At 58.3% G+C, this 16,956-nt stretch carries 14 protein-coding genes and 2 pseudogenes; 4 read left to right on the top strand and 12 right to left on the bottom strand.

Going from position 1 to position 16,956, the window contains the following annotated elements:
• Positions 1 to 157: 157 nt before the first annotated feature.
• The 9 genes and pseudogenes from rhaM to rhaB all read right to left on the bottom strand — a co-directional run bounded on the left by rhaM (position 158) and on the right by rhaB (position 10,018).
• Positions 158 to 472 (bottom strand): L-rhamnose mutarotase, encoded by a 315-nt coding sequence (gene rhaM / locus O1724_RS22855; protein WP_003861978.1) that lies wholly within the window; start codon positions 470 to 472, stop codon positions 158 to 160.
• The gene (gene fucO / locus O1724_RS22850; RefSeq protein ID WP_003861980.1) at positions 469 to 1,617 is read right to left on the bottom strand and encodes a lactaldehyde reductase; all 1,149 of its coding nucleotides are present in this window, start codon (positions 1,615 to 1,617) and stop codon (positions 469 to 471) included. The genes rhaM and fucO overlap by 4 nt, the downstream gene beginning before the upstream one ends.
• Before the next feature lie 97 nt (positions 1,618 to 1,714).
• Entirely contained in the window at positions 1,715 to 2,719 is a 1,005-nt protein-coding gene (locus O1724_RS22845; protein WP_003861982.1) for an ABC transporter permease, read from the bottom strand.
• Positions 2,716 to 3,720, bottom strand: coding sequence for an ABC transporter permease (locus O1724_RS22840; RefSeq protein WP_022652071.1), 1,005 nt, complete (start codon positions 3,718 to 3,720; stop codon positions 2,716 to 2,718). The genes O1724_RS22845 and O1724_RS22840 overlap by 4 nt, the downstream gene beginning before the upstream one ends.
• Positions 3,721 to 5,223, bottom strand: a complete 1,503-nt coding sequence (locus O1724_RS22835) for a sugar ABC transporter ATP-binding protein (protein WP_023315046.1) — start codon at positions 5,221 to 5,223, stop codon at positions 3,721 to 3,723.
• A gap of 75 nt (positions 5,224 to 5,298) precedes the next feature.
• A complete protein-coding gene (gene rhaS, locus O1724_RS22830) occupies positions 5,299 to 6,285 on the bottom strand; it encodes a rhamnose ABC transporter substrate-binding protein (RefSeq protein WP_003861987.1) in 987 nt (328 codons plus the stop codon).
• An 82-nt stretch (positions 6,286 to 6,367) separates the two neighbouring features.
• Positions 6,368 to 7,198, bottom strand: a complete 831-nt coding sequence (gene rhaD / locus O1724_RS22825) for a rhamnulose-1-phosphate aldolase (protein ID WP_126297313.1) — start codon at positions 7,196 to 7,198, stop codon at positions 6,368 to 6,370.
• A gap of 96 nt (positions 7,199 to 7,294) precedes the next feature.
• A pseudogene (gene rhaA / locus O1724_RS22820) lies at positions 7,295 to 8,552 on the bottom strand (L-rhamnose isomerase).
• A pseudogene (gene rhaB / locus O1724_RS22815) lies at positions 8,549 to 10,018 on the bottom strand (rhamnulokinase). The pseudogenes rhaA and rhaB overlap by 4 nt, the downstream one beginning before the upstream one ends.
• 301 nt (positions 10,019 to 10,319) lie before the next feature.
• Between rhaB and rhaS (O1724_RS22810) the strand changes: the two are divergent.
• Together rhaS (O1724_RS22810) and rhaR are read left to right on the top strand one after the other, a co-directional pair.
• Complete coding sequence (rhaS, locus tag O1724_RS22810) at positions 10,320 to 11,156, top strand: HTH-type transcriptional activator RhaS (RefSeq protein WP_126297312.1); 837 nt, start codon at positions 10,320 to 10,322, stop codon at positions 11,154 to 11,156.
• A 73-nt stretch (positions 11,157 to 11,229) separates the two neighbouring features.
• A complete protein-coding gene (gene rhaR / locus O1724_RS22805) occupies positions 11,230 to 12,078 on the top strand; it encodes an HTH-type transcriptional activator RhaR (protein ID WP_003861996.1) in 849 nt (282 codons plus the stop codon).
• Here the strand turns inward: rhaR and rhaT are convergent, their stop codons facing one another.
• On the bottom strand, positions 12,079 to 13,113 hold the full coding sequence (gene rhaT, locus O1724_RS22800) for an L-rhamnose/proton symporter RhaT (RefSeq protein WP_003861997.1): 1,035 nt from the start codon (positions 13,111 to 13,113) through the stop codon (positions 12,079 to 12,081).
• Between the two features lie 288 nt (positions 13,114 to 13,401).
• On the opposite strand from rhaT, the gene sodA reads away from it, so the two are divergent.
• Positions 13,402 to 14,022, top strand: a complete 621-nt coding sequence (gene sodA, locus O1724_RS22795) for a superoxide dismutase [Mn] (RefSeq protein ID WP_003861999.1) — start codon at positions 13,402 to 13,404, stop codon at positions 14,020 to 14,022.
• Positions 14,023 to 14,088: 66 nt separating this feature from the next.
• Positions 14,089 to 14,763 carry a 6-hydroxyaminopurine reductase gene (yiiM, locus tag O1724_RS22790; RefSeq protein WP_479983910.1) on the top strand — a complete coding sequence of 225 codons (675 nt, stop codon included), beginning with the start codon at positions 14,089 to 14,091 and terminating at the stop codon, positions 14,761 to 14,763.
• A 52-nt stretch (positions 14,764 to 14,815) separates the two neighbouring features.
• Here yiiM and cpxA read toward each other — a convergent pair whose 3' ends face one another.
• Together cpxA and cpxR are read right to left on the bottom strand one after the other, a co-directional pair.
• Positions 14,816 to 16,189: an envelope stress sensor histidine kinase CpxA gene (gene cpxA / locus O1724_RS22785; protein WP_126297311.1), complete on the bottom strand. Its 1,374-nt coding sequence runs from the start codon at positions 16,187 to 16,189 to the stop codon at positions 14,816 to 14,818.
• Positions 16,186 to 16,884: an envelope stress response regulator transcription factor CpxR gene (gene cpxR / locus O1724_RS22780; protein ID WP_003862004.1), complete on the bottom strand. Its 699-nt coding sequence runs from the start codon at positions 16,882 to 16,884 to the stop codon at positions 16,186 to 16,188. Before cpxR ends, cpxA begins: the two co-directional genes overlap by 4 nt.
• Positions 16,885 to 16,956 lie beyond the last annotated feature (72 nt).

Raw genomic sequence — 16,956 nt, 5'->3', positions numbered from 1 at the left:
GTTGAAATGCTTTCGCCAGTAATCCATCATTAAAACCTGACTTATCTTAAGGTTAATCAGGATGGTTACATGAAGAAGAGATGCTGTAAACGGATGAAATGCATGTCTAATTCTGAAAAATGCCTCCCCGTAGAGCGGTCTCCAGGGGGAGTATTCATCAGTCCAGGTAAAACACCTCTTCCAGCTCCGCACTCACCGGGCTGTTATCCGGGTTCGACGGCATAACGTCACCCATATGCTTCCACCAGCGCTGGCAGACGTCGGTATTCGCTACCGCGTTCCAGCGTTCCTCCGATTCAATCTCCACCGTCGCAAACAGCAGGTTGCGGGCTTTGTCGAGGTAAATGGCGTAGTGGTGCGCACCGTGGGCTTTCAGTACCGCCTCCAGCTCAGGCCAGATCGGGTTGTGGCGACGTGCGTACTCCTCGTGCGCGTCCGGGTTTACCTGCATCACAAACGCTTTGCGGATCATAAAGCCTCCAGGTACAGCTCGCGGACCTCATCGCGGCTGGCGGTGCGCGGGTTACACGGCGCGCACGGGTCGGCGAGAGCTTTATCCAGCCAGCCTTCAATATCGGCTTTGGTCACGCCGAGCTGGCTAAATCCGGACGGAATGCCGACCCGGGCGCTCAGGTCGCGAATCGCCTGAATGGCTGACATGCTGGCCGCTTCATCGCTCATGCCGCGCGTGTCAACGCCCATCGCCTGCGCCACGCGGGCAAATCGGGCAACCGCGTTCGGGCGGTTAAAGTTTTCGATGATCGGCAGCAGAATGGCGTTGCACACGCCGTGCGGCAGGTTGTGCGTCGCGCCCGGCTGGTGCGCCAGGGCATGCACCAGCCCCAGACCGGCGCTGTTAAACGCCATGCCCGCCAGATACTGACCAAAAGCCATCTGCTCGCGCGCTTCCAGGTTGTGACCGTCGTCGACCGCTTTCGGCAGCCAGAGGTTGATCAGGCGAATCGCCTCCAGTGCGTTGGCATCGGTCAGCGGGTGCGCGCCGACGGACACGTAAGCTTCAATGGCGTGAGTCAAGGCATCCATGCCGGTTGCGGCGGTCACGGAGGCCGGAATATCGAGCATCACGCTGGCATCGTCCACGGCGATATCCGGGATGATGTTCGGGTCGATGATCACCTCTTTCACCTGTCGTGCGGCGTCAATGATCACCGCGTTGCTGGTCATCTCCGCCGCCGTGCCTGCGGTGGTGTTGATCGCCACCAGCGGCACGCCCGCGTTTTTCACTTTGCCGACGCCGGAGTAATCGGTTGACGGACCGGGGTTGGCGGTGAGGATTTTGATTGCCTTGGCGGTATCAATCGGGCTGCCGCCGCCAAAGGCAATCAGGTAATCACACTCCGCATCCTGATATGCCGCATAGCCTTTTTGCACCAGCGCTTCCGTCGGATTCGGGAATACCTCATCGAACAGGTGATACGACATCTGATGGGCGTCGAGCGCGGAAAACAAACTGTCGAGCAGGCCCAGCTTCACCAGCTGACCGTCGGTGACAATCAGCGCTTTTCCCCACTGTTTGTTTGCCACCAGATTGACCATATCGCCGATCGCGCCCGCGCCGTGCAGGCTGATTTTGGGGAGTGCCAACATAAAGCTCATGATAATTCTCCTTAATTACTGTGAATTTTATGCCCGGCGGCGCTGCGCTTGCGCGGGCCTACGGTTAAGCAGGCCGGGTAAACGCAGCTCCACCCGGCTATGAGATCCGTCTTCGCTGCATAATCCGGCGGGTAATAATCGGCAGCGAAATCACCACGATAAGCATCGCGCCGATAATCACCGACATCACAATGCCGGGCACGTTGAGCAGGCTCAGGCCGAAGGTCACCAGCCCCATCAGGAAGGCGGCGATAATCACGCCCACCATGCTGCCGGACCCGCCGAGAATGTTGACGCCGCCGAGCACCGCCATCGTCACCACCGCCAGCTCCCAGCCCATCGCGATGGTCGGACGGGTGCTGCCCAGACGCGAGGTGAGCAGCACCGACGCCAGGCCGGACATCAGCCCCACCAGCGCGAAGAGGATCAGGTTGTGGCGCTTCACGTTGATGCCGGAGTACCACGCGCCGGTCGGGTTGTTGCCGATGGCGTAGGTGCGGCGGCCAAAGTTGGTACGGTGCAGCACAAAGGCAAACAGAGCGGCCAGGACGATAAACAGCGCGAACTCAAACGACAACGCGCCCCAGACGTAGCCCTGGCCGAACCAGGCAAAGCTCTCCGGGTAGCTGTTCAGCGCCTGGTCCCCGAGCAGGATGTAGGTGATCCCGCGGTACAGGCTCATGGTGCCGATGGTGATGACGATGGACGACAGGTTAAAGCGCGTCACCAGAATGCCGTTGAACAACCCGCACAGTAGCCCGACGCCTAATCCCACGCACACCAGCAGTGGCGTATCGACGCCCGCCGCCGCGCAAAAGCCCATCACCGTCGAGCTGAGCGCGATGGTGGAGGCCACCGACAGGTCAATTTCCCGGGCGATAATCAGCATCGCCATCGGCAACACAATGATCGCTTTTTCCGTGAAGTTGAACGTCGCGTCGGAGAGGTTCCAGATATTGAGGAAGTAGGGCGAGGCGAGCGCGTTCACCACAAATACCGCCAGCGTCACCGCCAGCAGGAAGCCCTCCCAGCACAGCAGACGCTGGAAGATGCCCGGCGCAGAAGTGGGTTTGAACTCTTCAGATGTCATCATTTTACTCATGGTTTCACCGCCAGTTTCTGACGTGCCAGCGCCGCGTCGCGCAGGATCAGCCTGCCTTTGCGCTTGTTGCCGCGCTCGTTCAGCAGCACAGCGATGACAATGACCGAGCCGGAAATCGCCATCTGCCAGAACGGGGAGACGCCGATCACCGGCAGGGCGTTGTTGATGACGCCAAGGAACAGCGCCCCGAACAGACAGCCGAGCACGCGGCCGGTGCCGCCCATGGTGCTGATCCCGCCAATCACGCAGGCTGCCACCACCTGCAATTCAAAACCGTTAGCGACGTCAACATACGCAACGGCAAAGCGCGATATCCACAGGTAGCCGCAGAACCCGGCCAGCAGACCGGAAAGGCAGAAGCTGATGAACTGCATTTTCCCGGCGTTGATCCCGGTGTAGTACGCTGCCGTGGCGTTACCGCCTGCGGTGTAGAGCGCCCGTCCGGTGCGGCTGTAGCGCAGGAAGTAGCCCACCAGCAGCAGTACGGCGATGGCGCACCAGCTCAGCACCGGCAGGCCCAGCACTGACGCACGCGGCAGGCCGAGGAAGTCTGCACCCATCTGGTTGGAGTTCACCCAGCCGCCGCCGGAGAGCAAAAAGATCATTCCGCGGTAGATGCTCATGGTGCCGAGTGTTACCACAATCGCCGGAATGCCCAGCTTCCACACAAGCAGGCCGTTTATCGCGCCCATCAGCAGCCCAAGCGCGCTGGCGAGGATCAGCAGCGCCCAGACGGGCACGTCCGGGTAATGGAAGTTAATCAGGGCGACAATCATCCCGGTCAGGGCCAGATTGGCCGCCATCGACAGGTCGATGCCTTTAGTGAGCAGCACCATCATCTGCCCGAGCGCGAGGACGATCAGAATGGCGGTGTCGTTAAACATCTCCACCAGGTTGCCCGGCGCGATAAACGATGGCACGCGGCTGCCAATGGCGACGATCATCAGGATAATCACCGCGCCCAGCAGGGCTTCGCGGTGTTTTAAGAGTGAGCTAAGCATTTATGCCGCCTCCTGTTTTGCACCGCTGGCGGCGCTGACGATGGTTTCCGCCGTCGCGTCTCCCGCCTGGTATTCGGCCACCATCAGCCCCTCGTGCATGACGATAATGCGATCCGCCATGCCCATCACTTCCGGTAGTTCGGACGAGACCATAATCACCGCCAGCCCCTGACTGACCAGCTCGGACATAAACTGATGAACGGCTGCCTTTGAGCCGATATCGATGCCTTTTGTTGGCTCATCGAGGATGATCACGTCAGGGTGCGTCGCCAGCCATTTGCCGATCACCACCTTTTGCTGGTTGCCGCCAGAGAGGGTCTCCACCGCCTGCTTCCAGCTGAAGGCTTTCACTTGCAGGCGTTTGGCGTACTCGTTCGCCAGTTTCCATTCACGGTCGTCATGCAGCACGCCGTTCGGATTGAGCGTGCTAAGCTGAGGCAGGCTGATGTTCTGGGCAATCGGCAGGGCGATAATCGCCCCCTGTTTCTGCCTTTCTTCCGGCACGCAGACAATACCGGCTTTGATCGCATCCGCAGGCTGGCGGAAGCGCCGGGGCTGTCCGTTGAGGATAATTTCCCCGGACGATGGCCGCGTGACGCCGGAAAGCGCCTGCATCAATTCGGTACGCCCGGCACCCACCAGCCCGTAAAAGCCGAGGATTTCCCCTTTACGCAGGGAGAACGAGATATGCGCAAACTCGGTCGGATGGCAGAGGTTTTTCACCTCCAGCACCGTCTCGCCTTTTTCGCAGTCGATTTTCGGGAAGGTTTGGGTAATGGCGCGCCCGACCATCATCGACACCATCCGCTCCTCGGTGATCTCATTTATTGCCCCTGCACCGACGAACACGCCGTCGCGCAAAATGGTGTAGTGATCGGCCAGCTCAAAAATCTCGTCGAACTTGTGGGAGATAAACAGGATGGCTTTTCCCTCCTGCTTTAAGCGCTCCACAATCTGGTAAAACTCGAGGATTTCATGCTGCGACAACGCCGCCGTGGGTTCGTCGAGGATCACCACCTGCGCCTCAAACGACAGCGCGCGGGCAATCGCCACCATGTGACGCTGGGCGATGCTTAGGGTTTTCAGCGTTGCGCGCGGGTCGATTTGCACCTCAAGGCGGGCGAGAATAGCCTGCGCCCGGCGGTGCATTTCCGGCCAGTCGAGCTTTTTCAGGAAGCCTTTGTGAAGGTACTGACCAACAAAGATATTTTCGGTGACCGAGAGTTCATCAAACAGGACGGTTTCCTGGTGTATGGCGGTGATACCCATTTTATGCGCCGACTCCGGCGTTGGAAGGTGAACGGGGATCGCCTTGTAGAGAATTTCGCCCTCGTCGGGCTGGTATATGCCGGTCATCACTTTGACCAGCGTCGACTTGCCCGCGCCGTTTTCGCCGATAAGCGCCGTCACTTTGCCGGGCCACAGCGCAAGCTGCACGTTCTCAAGAGCACGTACGCCGGGGAACACCTTGGTGATGCCAGAAAGCTGTAGCAATGGGGTCATGATAGTTCTCCGTTTGGTTCACCCTCACCCCGACCCTCTCCCTTTGGGAGAGGGCTAGGGTGAGGGGGGAAAGGATCAAAAGATTTTCGAGAACTTATCAATATTGCTGGCATCGTAGACGAACGGCTCGGCCATCGCGCCGTTGCCGTCCGCATCCAGCTTCACTTTGCCCAGTTTGCCCATGCTGGCCTCACCTTTCGTGGCCGTGCCTTTCACCAGATCGTCCGCTAAGTAAGTCGCGGCATAGCCCAGGTCAATCGGGTTCCAGATGGCAAAGCTCTTGCTCGCGCCGGATTTCACCGCGCCCGCCATCTCAGACGGCAGGCCTAAACCGGTGACGTACACTTTGCCAATCTTGCCCTGGTCCTTCACCGCCTGCGCGGCAGCCACAATGCCCACGGACGACGGCGAGACGATGACTTTCAGCTCCGGGTAGGTTTTCAGCAGGCCGACCGCTTCGCGGTAGCTTTTGTCAGAGAGATCGTCTCCGTAGGCCACGGTCACCAGATTGACGGACGGGTACTTCGGCAGCACCTTTTTCATCTCCGCAATCCAGGTGTTCTGGTTGGTGGAGGTTGGCGTGGCGCTCAGCACCGCTACTTCGCCCTTCTCCACGTTCAGCGCTTTCAGGGCATCGGCGGCGAGCTTGACGTTGGTTTCGCCAATCAGGGCGTTATTGGACGGGTTGAGATGGATCTGACGCCCGGCTTTCGCCACCCCGGAATCCCACGACACAACCTTAATGCCGCGCTGCATCGCTTTTTTCAGCACCGGCACGACGGCGTCCGGATCGTTCGCGGAAATTGCGATCGCATCCACGCCCTGGGCGATCAGCCCGTTCAGCACCTCGATCTGCGCTTCCGCCGTGGTGGTGGTCGGGCCGGTATAAATCACTTTTACATCGCCTAACTCTTTGGCCGCCTCCTGCGCGCCGACGTTCGCTGCCTCGAAGAATCCATTCCCTAAGGACTTCGCCACCAGGGCGATTTTCACTTCTGCTAAAGCGGAACCGGACAACGCCAGAGCGGCAACGGTGAGGATCAAGCTTGCTTTTATTTTCATTGCTTTTACTCCACTGACTTGAGTTAGTTGTAGGGATTGCAGGTGGTTTTCGCCCCGTCTCGGTGAGCGGGGCGCGATGTTGTTATTGGTACAGATCTAACGCCGACTGCATCGGGGTGACGCCAAAGCGTTTGCCCAGGGCAATCAGCTCTTCCCGGGTGATGGTCTGCTTCATGTCGCCCATGGAATAGACCTTCACCAGCACCTCCGCGGATTTCTCGGCGGTGTCGATCAGGCCGAAGGTTTCATCCAGTGTCGGGCCGCTGCCGAAGACGCCGTGGAACGGCCACAGCACCAGTGAGTGCTTCTGCATGTCCGTCGCGGTCGCCTGGCCGATTTCGTCGGTACCCGGCACCATCCACGGCAGAATGCCGACGCCGTCCGGGAACACCACCAGACACTCGGTGCTGCCTTCCCACAGTTTGCGGGTGAAGAAATCAGAATTATTTTCCAGCACGTAGGTCAGGGCGATCAGGTTGGTGGCGTGGCAGTGCATGATTACGCGGTCCTTGCCATTGGTCGCCTTAATGCGCTCGCAGTGGGAGAGGAAGTGCGCCGGCAGTTCGGATGTGGGTACCGCGTCGTCCGTCAGTCCCCAGAGAATGTGGTAACCCGCGCCGTCGCTGTCCACCTTCACCACGCCGAGGTTGGCTTCCGGGTCCAGCTGTACGTTGCGGAAAAACTTCCCGGAACCGGTGACGATAAACGGCGTGTTGGCGAGCAGCGGCATCGGCTGGCTCAGGGCGATATAGCGCGGCTTCTGGTGGAAATCGGAGGCAAATGGCTCGATATCCGCGTCGTCCAGGCGTAGCGTCAGGTTGCCGCCGTTGCGCTCATCCCAGCCCTTCAGCCAGGCGTCGGAGGTGGCTTTGATCATGCCCTGGACGAACCAGGAGGTGGTGATGGTCTGCATACTGTAGTTCCTTTGAAAATGCCGGGTGGCGTTACGCTTACCCGGCCTGGTCTTATCTGTAGGCCCGGAAAGCAACGCGCCGCCGGGCGATGTTTTTTACTGACGAGCGGCAAGAACCTCTTTCTCATACGCCCGCACGTTATCCAGCCACTGGCTGCCCGCAGGTGCATCGTGACGCTGGCAGTACATCTCCCACACCGCCTGCCACGGCAGGGATTTCTGCTCTTCCAGCAGCGCCAGGCGCGCGGTGTAGTCGCCGTTTTCTTCCAGCTGTTTCAGGGCGGCGACAGGCTCCAGCAGCGCGCGCAGCAGGGCTTTCTTCATGTTACGGGTGCCGATAACCCACGCCGCGATGCGGTTGATGGAGGCGTCGAAGAAGTCGAGGCCGATATGTACGCGGTCAAAGGTTGTGGCGGATGATTTCGCTGGCAATGGCCTGGGTTTCGTCATCCAGCAGCACCACGTGGTCGCTGTCCCAGCGCACCGGGCGGCTGACGTGCAGCAGCAGGCGCGGCACGTAGAGCATGGCGGCGGAGATCTTGTCGGAGTTGACTTCCGTTGGGTGGAAGTGGCCAGCATCCAGGCACAGCGCGGTCTGGCGGCTGGTGGCATAACCCATGTAGAACTCGTTTGAGCCCACGGTGTAGCTCTCTGCGCCAATGCCGAACAGCTTGCTCTCGACGGCGTCGATGTGGTGCGCCGGGTCCAGCTTCTCGCTGATGGCTTCATCCAGCGCGGCCAGCAGGCGCTGACGCGGGGCCAGTCGGTCTACGGTGATGTCCTTCATGCCGTCCGGGATCCAGATATTCATTACCGATGGCGTGCCAAGCTGCTCGCCAAAATAAGCCGAGACGCGGCGGCTGGCTTTGACATGGTCGATCCAGAACTGGCGGATTTCATCGTTGGCATGCGCAAGGGTAAACCCGTCCGCGCTCAGCGGGTGCGAGAAGCAGGACGGGTTAAAATCCAGACCCAGCCGGTTGGCTTTCGCCCACGCCACCCAGTTCGTAAAGTGTTCCGGTTTGATTTCGTTACGCGCGACCGGCTCATCGGATTCGAGATAAATGGCGTGCAGGTTCAGGCGCTTTGGCCCGGGGATCAGGCTCAGCGCCAGCTCCAGATCCGCACGCAGTTCGGTGGCGTTGCGCGCTTTGCCAGGATAGTTACCCGTGGCCTGAATACCCCCCGTCAGGGAACCGCCCGGGTTCTCGAAACCGGCGACATCATCACCCTGCCAGCAGTGCATGGAGACGGGCAGGCGATCGAGCTGGCGCAGCGCCTCTTCGACATCCACGCCGACAGCGGCGAAACGCTGTTTAGCCAGGTCCCAGGCTTGTTCAAGTTGAGTGGTCATGCGCAAAGCTCCTTAGTCAGTCGTTTTTGCTGAAACTGCGCCCGGTAGCGGGCAATTTCATGGCAGGGATGGGGGGTGAAGGTGGTCAGGCTGTTATTCGCCGTCACCACCGAACGGAAATCGTCGACGTTGGACAGTTCGTCCAGGGTCATCAGCTGAATGCCGATATTGCCGAGCGTGGAGGCTTCAATCGGACCTGCCACCACGGTAATGCCGCATGCATCCGCGCAGAGCTGGTTCAGCAGTTGGTTCTGGCAGCCGCCGCCCACGATATGCAGTTGTGTGAACGGTTTGCCGCGAAGGTCAGCCAGCTCGCTCAGGATGTCGGCATACAGCAGGGCGAGACTGTCAAAAATGCAGCGTGCCAGCTCGGCGGGGCGGGAAGGTACCGGCTGCCCCGCTTCAAAACAGGCGGCCTGGATTTCGGCGCTCATGTGCGCCGGGTTGATAAAGCGGTCATCGTTCGGGTTAATCAGGAAGGTACAGGCCTTCAGCGTTTCGGTTTCGGCGATAAGCTCGGGCAGGTCGGTGATGTTCTGCTCTTTCAGCACCCGCTGGAGCAGCCACAGGCCCATGATGTTCTTCAGCACCCGGTAGCGCCCTTCGGCACCGCCTTCGTTGGTGATGTTCGCGGCCAGCGCGGCATCGCTGGTGTAGGGCGTTTTGCTCTCAAAGCCCATCAGCGACCAGGTGCCGGATGAGAGGTAGGCCGCATCTTAGCCGGCGAGCGGCGAGGCAATGACCGCGCTCGCGGTGTCGTGGCTGGCGACGGCGACAACGGGGATTTTATTCCCCTGCGGGCAAAGCCAGTGGCCGATCACATTGCCCGGATGGGTTGGCGCGCCAAACCAGGACGGCGAGGCGCCCGTCCAGGCCAGCAGATGTTCATCCCAGTTATCGGTGTTGATGTTGACCAACTGCGTGGTGGTGGCGTTGGTGTATTCCCAGTTCATGTTGCCGGTCAGACGGTAGCTTAAGTAGTCCGGGATCAGCAGCGCATGCGCCACCTTTTCGACCAGCTCTGGCTGTTGCTCAACCAGCGCGCGCAGCTGATACAGCGTGTTAAACGGCAGAAACTGAATGCCGCTGCGACCATAGATGTTCTCCTTGCCAAGCTGGGCGATGGCGTGCGCCATTAGCCCATCGGTGCGGCTGTCGCGGTAGGAGACGGGCAGGCCGACGCGTTCGCCGTGACGGTCCAGCAGTACGTAATCCACACCCCAGGTATCAATGCCGATACTGTCGATGCGAATACCGTCTTCGCAGACGTTGTGAAGTCCGGTGCGGATCTCTGCTTCCAGGGCGTCGATATCCCAGGTAACAAAACCGTCCTGTTTTTGCAGACAATTGGCGAAACGGTGCATTTCGCGAAGCGTAAGGGTGTGCAGGTCGCAGTCCCAGGTGGCGAGCATTACACGGCCGCTGGATGCGCCTAAATCGACAGCCACACAATGGCGAAAAGTCATGGTCGGGTCCTTTCTTAAGTCATTAGCGAGGAGTGTAAGAAAGGGAAGAAATAGCCACCTTCTCGCCACTGACAGCCCAAATCTCGCGCTGGCAAGAAAGCAAAGATGAACGTGAGGGAGTTCACAGTTTCCAGTAATGGCGGGGTTTGCAGGCAGTGTGACGCTGACCGCATTTCCCGATCTTTCCGCCTGTTTCTTGAAAAACCGACAGCTTTTGCGCGGTTTGCTGTCAAAAATTTAAGGTGAGCGTGAAAGGCCTTAATTACTATTTTGAGAACTTTTCTCATTGGTGGGGGCCGTTATGACCGTACTGCACAGCGTCGATTTTTTTCCTACGGGGGCTTCGCCGGTCGCGATTGAGCCACGGCTGCCTCAGGCTGCGTTCCCGGAGCATCATCATGATTTTCATGAAATTGTGATTGTTGAGCACGGAACGGGCATCCACGTGTTTAACGGTCAGCCGTATACCATCAGCGGCGGTACGGTGTGCTTCGTGCGCGATCACGACAGGCACCTGTATGAACATACCGACAACCTGTGCCTGACCAATGTGCTCTATCGTTCTCCGGATGCGTTCCAGTTTCTTTCCGGGCTGAATCAGCTGTTGCCGCAGGAGAAGGACGGCCATTATCCGTCGCACTGGCGGGTGAATCAGTCCACGTTGCAGCAGGTGCGTCAGCTGGTGAGCCAGATGGAGCAGAGCGAGGATGGACAGGAGACGCACGCCATTGCTACCCGCGAGCTGCTGTTTATGCAGCTGCTGGTGCTGCTGCGGCGCAGCAGCCTGGTGGAAGGGCTGGAAAATAACGACGCGCGCCTGAATCAGCTGATGGCATGGCTGGAATATCATTTCGCCGAAGATGTCTGCTGGGAAACGCTGGCGGATGACTTTTCGCTCTCGCTGCGCACGCTGCATCGTCAGCTCAAGCAGCATACCGGCCTGACGCCGCAGCGTTACCTTAACCGTCTGAGCCTGATCAAAGCGCGTCACCTTTTACGTCATACCGACGAAAGCGTCACCGATATCGCCTATCGCTGCGGTTTCGGCGACAGTAACCACTTTTCGACGCTGTTTCGCCGGGAGTTTAGCTGGTCGCCGCGCGATATTCGTCAGGGGAAAGACGCGTTGCTTCAGTAACGCGAGGGCAGTCACCGTTTTTTTGCTGCAAAAAGGCTAATAATGTCCGGTTATTCGCCGTAGAGGTTGTGGTGTGGCTGCTCAGCTCATTCTTCGCAAAGATGATTTTTTTGCCTCCGCGAGTCAGGCCGTCGCGGTGGCCGACCGCTACCCGCAAAACGTCTTCGCCGAGCACACCCACGAGTTTTGCGAGCTGGTGCTGGTGTGGCGGGGCAATGGCCTGCACGTCCTCAACGACCGTCCCTACCGCATCACGCGCGGAGACCTGTTCTACATCCGCGCTGAAGACAAACACTCCTACGCCTCGGTTAACGATCTGGTGTTGCAGAACGTCATCTATTGCCCCGACAGACTTAAACTGAATGTCGACTGGGCGGGCAATATCCCCGGTTTTCATGATGCCAGAGGCGAACCGCACTGGCGCTTAAGCAGCAACGGCATGGCTCAGGTGCGCCAGACGATTTCCCAGCTGGAGCAGGAGAGCCAGAAGAGCGATCCGGTGGCAAACCAGATGTCGGAGCTGCTTTTCGCCCAGCTGGTGATGACCCTGAAGCGCCATCGTTACGCTACGGATAATCCCTCTGCCACCATGCAGGAAGCGTTGCTGGATAAGCTCATCACCCGGCTTGCGGGCAGTCTGAACAAGAGTTTCGTGCTGGAAAAATTCTGCGAGCAGGAGCAGTGCAGCGAGCGCGCGCTGCGCCAGCAGTTCCGCACCCAGACGGGGATGACGGTAAACCACTATCTGCGCCAGCTGCGCATCTGCCACGCCCAGTACCTGTTACAGCATACGGAGCTGATGGTGAGTGAAGTGGCGATGCGCTGCGGCTTTGAGGACAGTAACTACTTCTCGGTGGTGTTTAACCGTGAGGTGGGGATGACGCCGGTTCAGTGGCGTCATCGCAGTCGAAAGGCAGCGTAATCAGTTCGCCATGCCGAGGCCGACGATATTGGCCGCAATGATAATCACCACGCAGCCCAGGCTCAGCACGCCAACCGGACGACGCCCGGCGTTGTTCCACTCTTTCAGCACCAGCCCAACCAGCCCGCCGCACAGCACGTAGAAGCTCATGTGCAGCATCCAGCTCATGTAGTCATACTGCGCCGGAATACTGGCGTGACCCCAGGCGTAGAAGAAGAATTGCAGATACCACATCAGGCCGCCAAGGGCGGAGAGCAGGACGTTGGTGACGATCAGCGGTTTTGCCAGCGAGAAGTCGGCTTTTACCGACAGGTTGTTCACTTTTGCCAGACGAATAAAGCAGAAGCCGAGGTTTACCAGCGCGCCGCCGCCCATGATCACCACGTAGCTTGGCAGGGCAACGTACAGCGGATCGACGCCCAGCGCCGCAGCGGCGTCGTGCATCGGTTTGGCGGCATTCATGGCGAACGACATGCCCGCCGAGAAGATGCCGCACATCACCGCCAGCAGCAGCCCTTTCTTCAGGTTGAACTCTTCGGCTTTGATGCCCATCTTGCGTTCTTTCAGCTGGCCCGCGCGGGTGACGATGCCCACGCCGATCACCGCCACCAGCACGCCCAGCAGGGTCATTCGCCCTCCCTGGGTGTTGATCAGCACATCGAAGTTGCCGTTGAGGATTGGCGTCATCAGGGTGCCAACAATCAACGTTATGCCAATCGCGATGCCAATCCCCATCGACATGCCGAGGTAGCGCATGGTGAGGCCGTAGTTGATATTACCGATGCCCCACATCGCGCCGAACAGGAATACCGGCAGCAGGGTGGAGGCGTTGAAGGAGGAGAAGTAGCCCCAGAAATCGGGCAGCAGCATGGCGCTGATTGTCCACGGCAAAATCAGCCAGGACACGGTACCGCCAACGGACCACATGGTTTCCCATGACCAGCCTTTCACCTTTTTAAACGGGGCATAGAAACAGGCTGCACTGGCCGCGCCTATCAAATGCCAGAAGATACCCATCGTAATCGCATGATTCATTTTTACATCCTCATCGTTTTTATAGCCGGAGGCTTCCCGCCGACTTGATGAGTGTAAAAATGAGGCGGTTTGGGAACCTTCAGAAGGTTGCCGCACTTTTGTTCAGGATGGCAATCAGCACGTTAAACACGTGAGCAGACTCACAATTTTGTCATTTATCAAAAACCGAATAACCTTATAAAAACTACGGCATTGATAATCATTTTCAATATCATTTAATTAACTATAATGAACCAACTGCTTACGCGGCATTAACAGCTGTGCCGCCCGACAATAATGGAGAGGATTATGAGTTATACACTGCCATCCCTGCCGTATGCCTACGACGCACTGGAACCGCATTTCGACAAGCAGACGATGGAAATCCATCACACTAAACACCACCAGACCTACGTGAACAACGCGAATGCTGCGCTGGAAAGCCTGCCAGAGTTCGCTAATCTGCCTGTTGAAGAGCTGATCACCAAACTGGACCAGCTGCCGGCAGACAAGAAAACCGTGCTGCGCAACAACGCGGGCGGTCACGCTAACCACAGCCTGTTCTGGAAAGGCCTGAAAACCGGCACCACCCTTCAGGGCGACCTGAAAGCGGCTATCGAGCGTGACTTCGGTTCCGTTGACAACTTCAAAGCGGAATTCGAAAAAGCCGCTGCAACCCGTTTCGGCTCTGGCTGGGCGTGGCTGGTCCTGAAAGGTGACAAACTGGCGGTCGTTTCTACCGCTAACCAGGACTCCCCGCTGATGGGTGAAGCTATCTCTGGCGCATCCGGCTTCCCAATTCTGGGTCTGGACGTGTGGGAACACGCTTACTACCTGAAGTTCCAGAACCGTCGCCCTGACTACATCAAAGCCTTCTGGGACGTGGTGAACTGGGACGAAGCAGCAGCGCGTTTCGCCGCTAAAAAATAAGGTTGCATTGACGCCTGTGAGAAGCGAGTCTGATGACTCGCTTTTTTTGTATCTGAAGGAGTGGAGATGCATTACCCGGTGAATGTGTTTACAGGCAAGGTAAGGGAGTACGAAGGCAGCCGCCCGAGTGCCATCGCCAAAGTGCAGGTCGACGGTGAGCTGACGTTGACCGATCTCGGGCTTGCGGGTGACCAGCAGGCTGAAAAGAAAATCCACGGCGGGCCCGATCGCGCGCTGTGCCACTATCCGCGCGAGCACTATCAGCACTGGAAAACCGAATTTCCTGAACAGGCTGACCTCTTCGTCGCCCCCGCGTTTGGCGAAAATCTCTCAACGGAGGGGCTGACGGAGAAGAACGTCTTTATCGGCGATATTTACCGCTGGGGCGATGCTTTGATTCAGGTCACCCAGCCGCGCTCACCGTGCTTTAAGCTTAATTACCATTTCGGCATTCAGGATATGTCGGCCCAGTTGCAAAACGCGGGTAAAACCGGCTGGCTGTATCGCGTTGTGCAGGCGGGACAGGTTTCGGCGGATGCGCCGCTTGAGCTGGCTTCGCGTTTGAGTGTGGTGTCGGTGTACGAGGCCTGCGCAATTGCCTGGCATATGCCGTTTGATGACGATCAGTATCACCGTCTGCTGTCAGCGGCGGGATTATCCACCAGCTGGACCAGAACGATGCAGAAGCGGCGGATAAGCGGCAAGATCGAGAGCAGTTCGCGGAGATTATGGGGGAAATAGTTCCCGCAGAAAGTAGGCCGGGTAAGGCGAAGCCGCCACCCGGCACATACGGTTACGAACGCTTATACAGCGGCAGCCACAGCGTTAACCTGAGCCCGCCCAGCGGGCTGTCATCGGCTTTCACCCAGCCACGGTGCTGTTGCATGGCGGTTTCAACAATCGCCAGACCCAGTCCCGTACCGCCAGATTCACGGTCGCGTGCCTCGTCGGTACGGTAGAACGGACGGAAAATCTGCTCGCGATCTTCCGGGCTGACGCCAAGACCGTCGTCGTCGACAATGACGGTTATCCCGTCTTTATCCACCGAGAACGCCACCTCAATCTTCGTGTGCGAGTAGCGCAGGGCGTTACGCACGATATTCTCCAGCGCGCTTTCCAGCGTGTTGGGGTTACCGTAGAGCGGCCATGGCCCCGGCGGGAAGTTAACGGTGAAGGATTTGCCCATCTGCTCCGCTTCAAACGCCGCGTTGTCCAGCACCTCATGCCAGAGGTGATTGGCTTTCACCGTTTCGCTCACCAGCGCGTTTTTCTGCTGATTGCGCGACATGACCAGCAGATCGTTGATCATGCTGTCCAGACGATGCGCTTCGGTTTCGATGCGCTCCAGCTCTTTGCTTTCTCCGCTGCGGCGACGCAGCAGGGCGGTACCCAGCTGTAAGCGCGTGAGCGGCGTCCGCAGCTCGTGGGAGATATCCGACAGCAGGCGTTGCTGCGCGGTCATCATGCGGTCAAGAGCAGAGACCATCTGGTTAAAACTGGTTCCGGCGGCCAGGAACTCCTGCGGCCCGGACTCCAGCTCCGGATGCTGCCTCAGGTTGCCCTGCGCCACTTCGTCCGCCGCATTTTTCAGCTTACGCGCCGGTTTCGCCAGGCTCCACGCCAGCCATAATAGCAGCGGGGAACTGACCAGCATCGTGACAATCAACAGCAAAAGCGGACGGTCAAACAGCAGGTTGATGAAGTCGGACTGGGAACTGCTCGCAGGGCGAATCAGGTAGAGCTGATAATTGTCTTCCCCATCCCGCACCGAGAAAGGACCGACCATCTCTACCCGACCATATTTCTTTTTCTGGGGGTGATCGGCATTATCCGCCTGGCCAATAAAGTTGCGGATAATCTGCATTTCATTGCGATCGGCCCCAATCACGCGGCCTTCACTGGTGACCAGTAAAAGACGTTGTCCGGGGGGCGCCCACTTGTCGATAGCGCGAAACAACCTGCGCCACCACATTAAATCGTTCGGCGGATCGTTTGCCAGCTCCGCTTCCACGTGCTGCTCGATCATCACGCCCTGACGTTGCTCGCTGTCGAGTAGCTCCGTCATCTGGCGTGAGTCGAGTTTTGGCAACATCAAAACGAGCATTAAAACCAGTGCCAGCGTCAGCCAGAAGATGGCGAAGATGCGGGCGGTTAAGCTGCCTATCATGAAGCGGAAACCATCAGATAACCACGACCACGCAGGGTTTTGAACCAGGGATGACCGTCTTTACGCTCCGGCAGCTTACGGCGCAGGTTCGAGATATGCATGTCGATGGCGCGGTCAAACGGGGTGAGGCGTTTGCCCAGCACTTCCTGGCTTAAGTGTTCACGCGACACCACCTGGCCGAGATGCTGCGCCAGCAGATACAGCAGGGTGAACTCGGTGCCGGTTAGCTCCAGCGTTTCACCGTCGAAGCTCGCTTCCTGGCGGCCCGGGTTCAGGCTCAGGGAGTCCACTTCCAGCGTAGGTGAGCTGTTGTCGGTATTCTGCTGCTGCTCGCTCCAGTGAGAGCGGCGCAGGATCGCGCGAATACGGGCCACCAGTTCACGGTCGTTGAACGGCTTAGGTAAATAGTCATCCGCACCCAGCTCAAGGCCGAGTACGCGGTCAAGCTCGCTGCCGCGTGCGGTTAGCATAATGACGGGGGTCTGGTGTGTCTGGCGAAGCTCTTTCAACGTATCAATACCGTTTTTCTTCGGCATCATGACGTCGAGCAAAAGTAAATCGATGCTGTCGTCAAGGAGACTCAGCGCCTGCTCGCCATCATGGGCAACCAGGACGTTGAAACCTTCCATGTCGAGCAACTCCTTTAAAAGAGATGTGAGCTCTCGGTCATCATCAACTAACAGGATTTTATTCATTGTTTAAATACCTCCGAGGCAGAAATTACGACATCAAGGCTATCTAATCCATGACTTTACGTTGTTTTACAC

The sequence above is a fragment of the Enterobacter cloacae complex sp. HYC074_NIDB genome (assembly GCF_056673345.1).
This window is presented reverse-complemented; position numbering and strand designations above follow the sequence as displayed.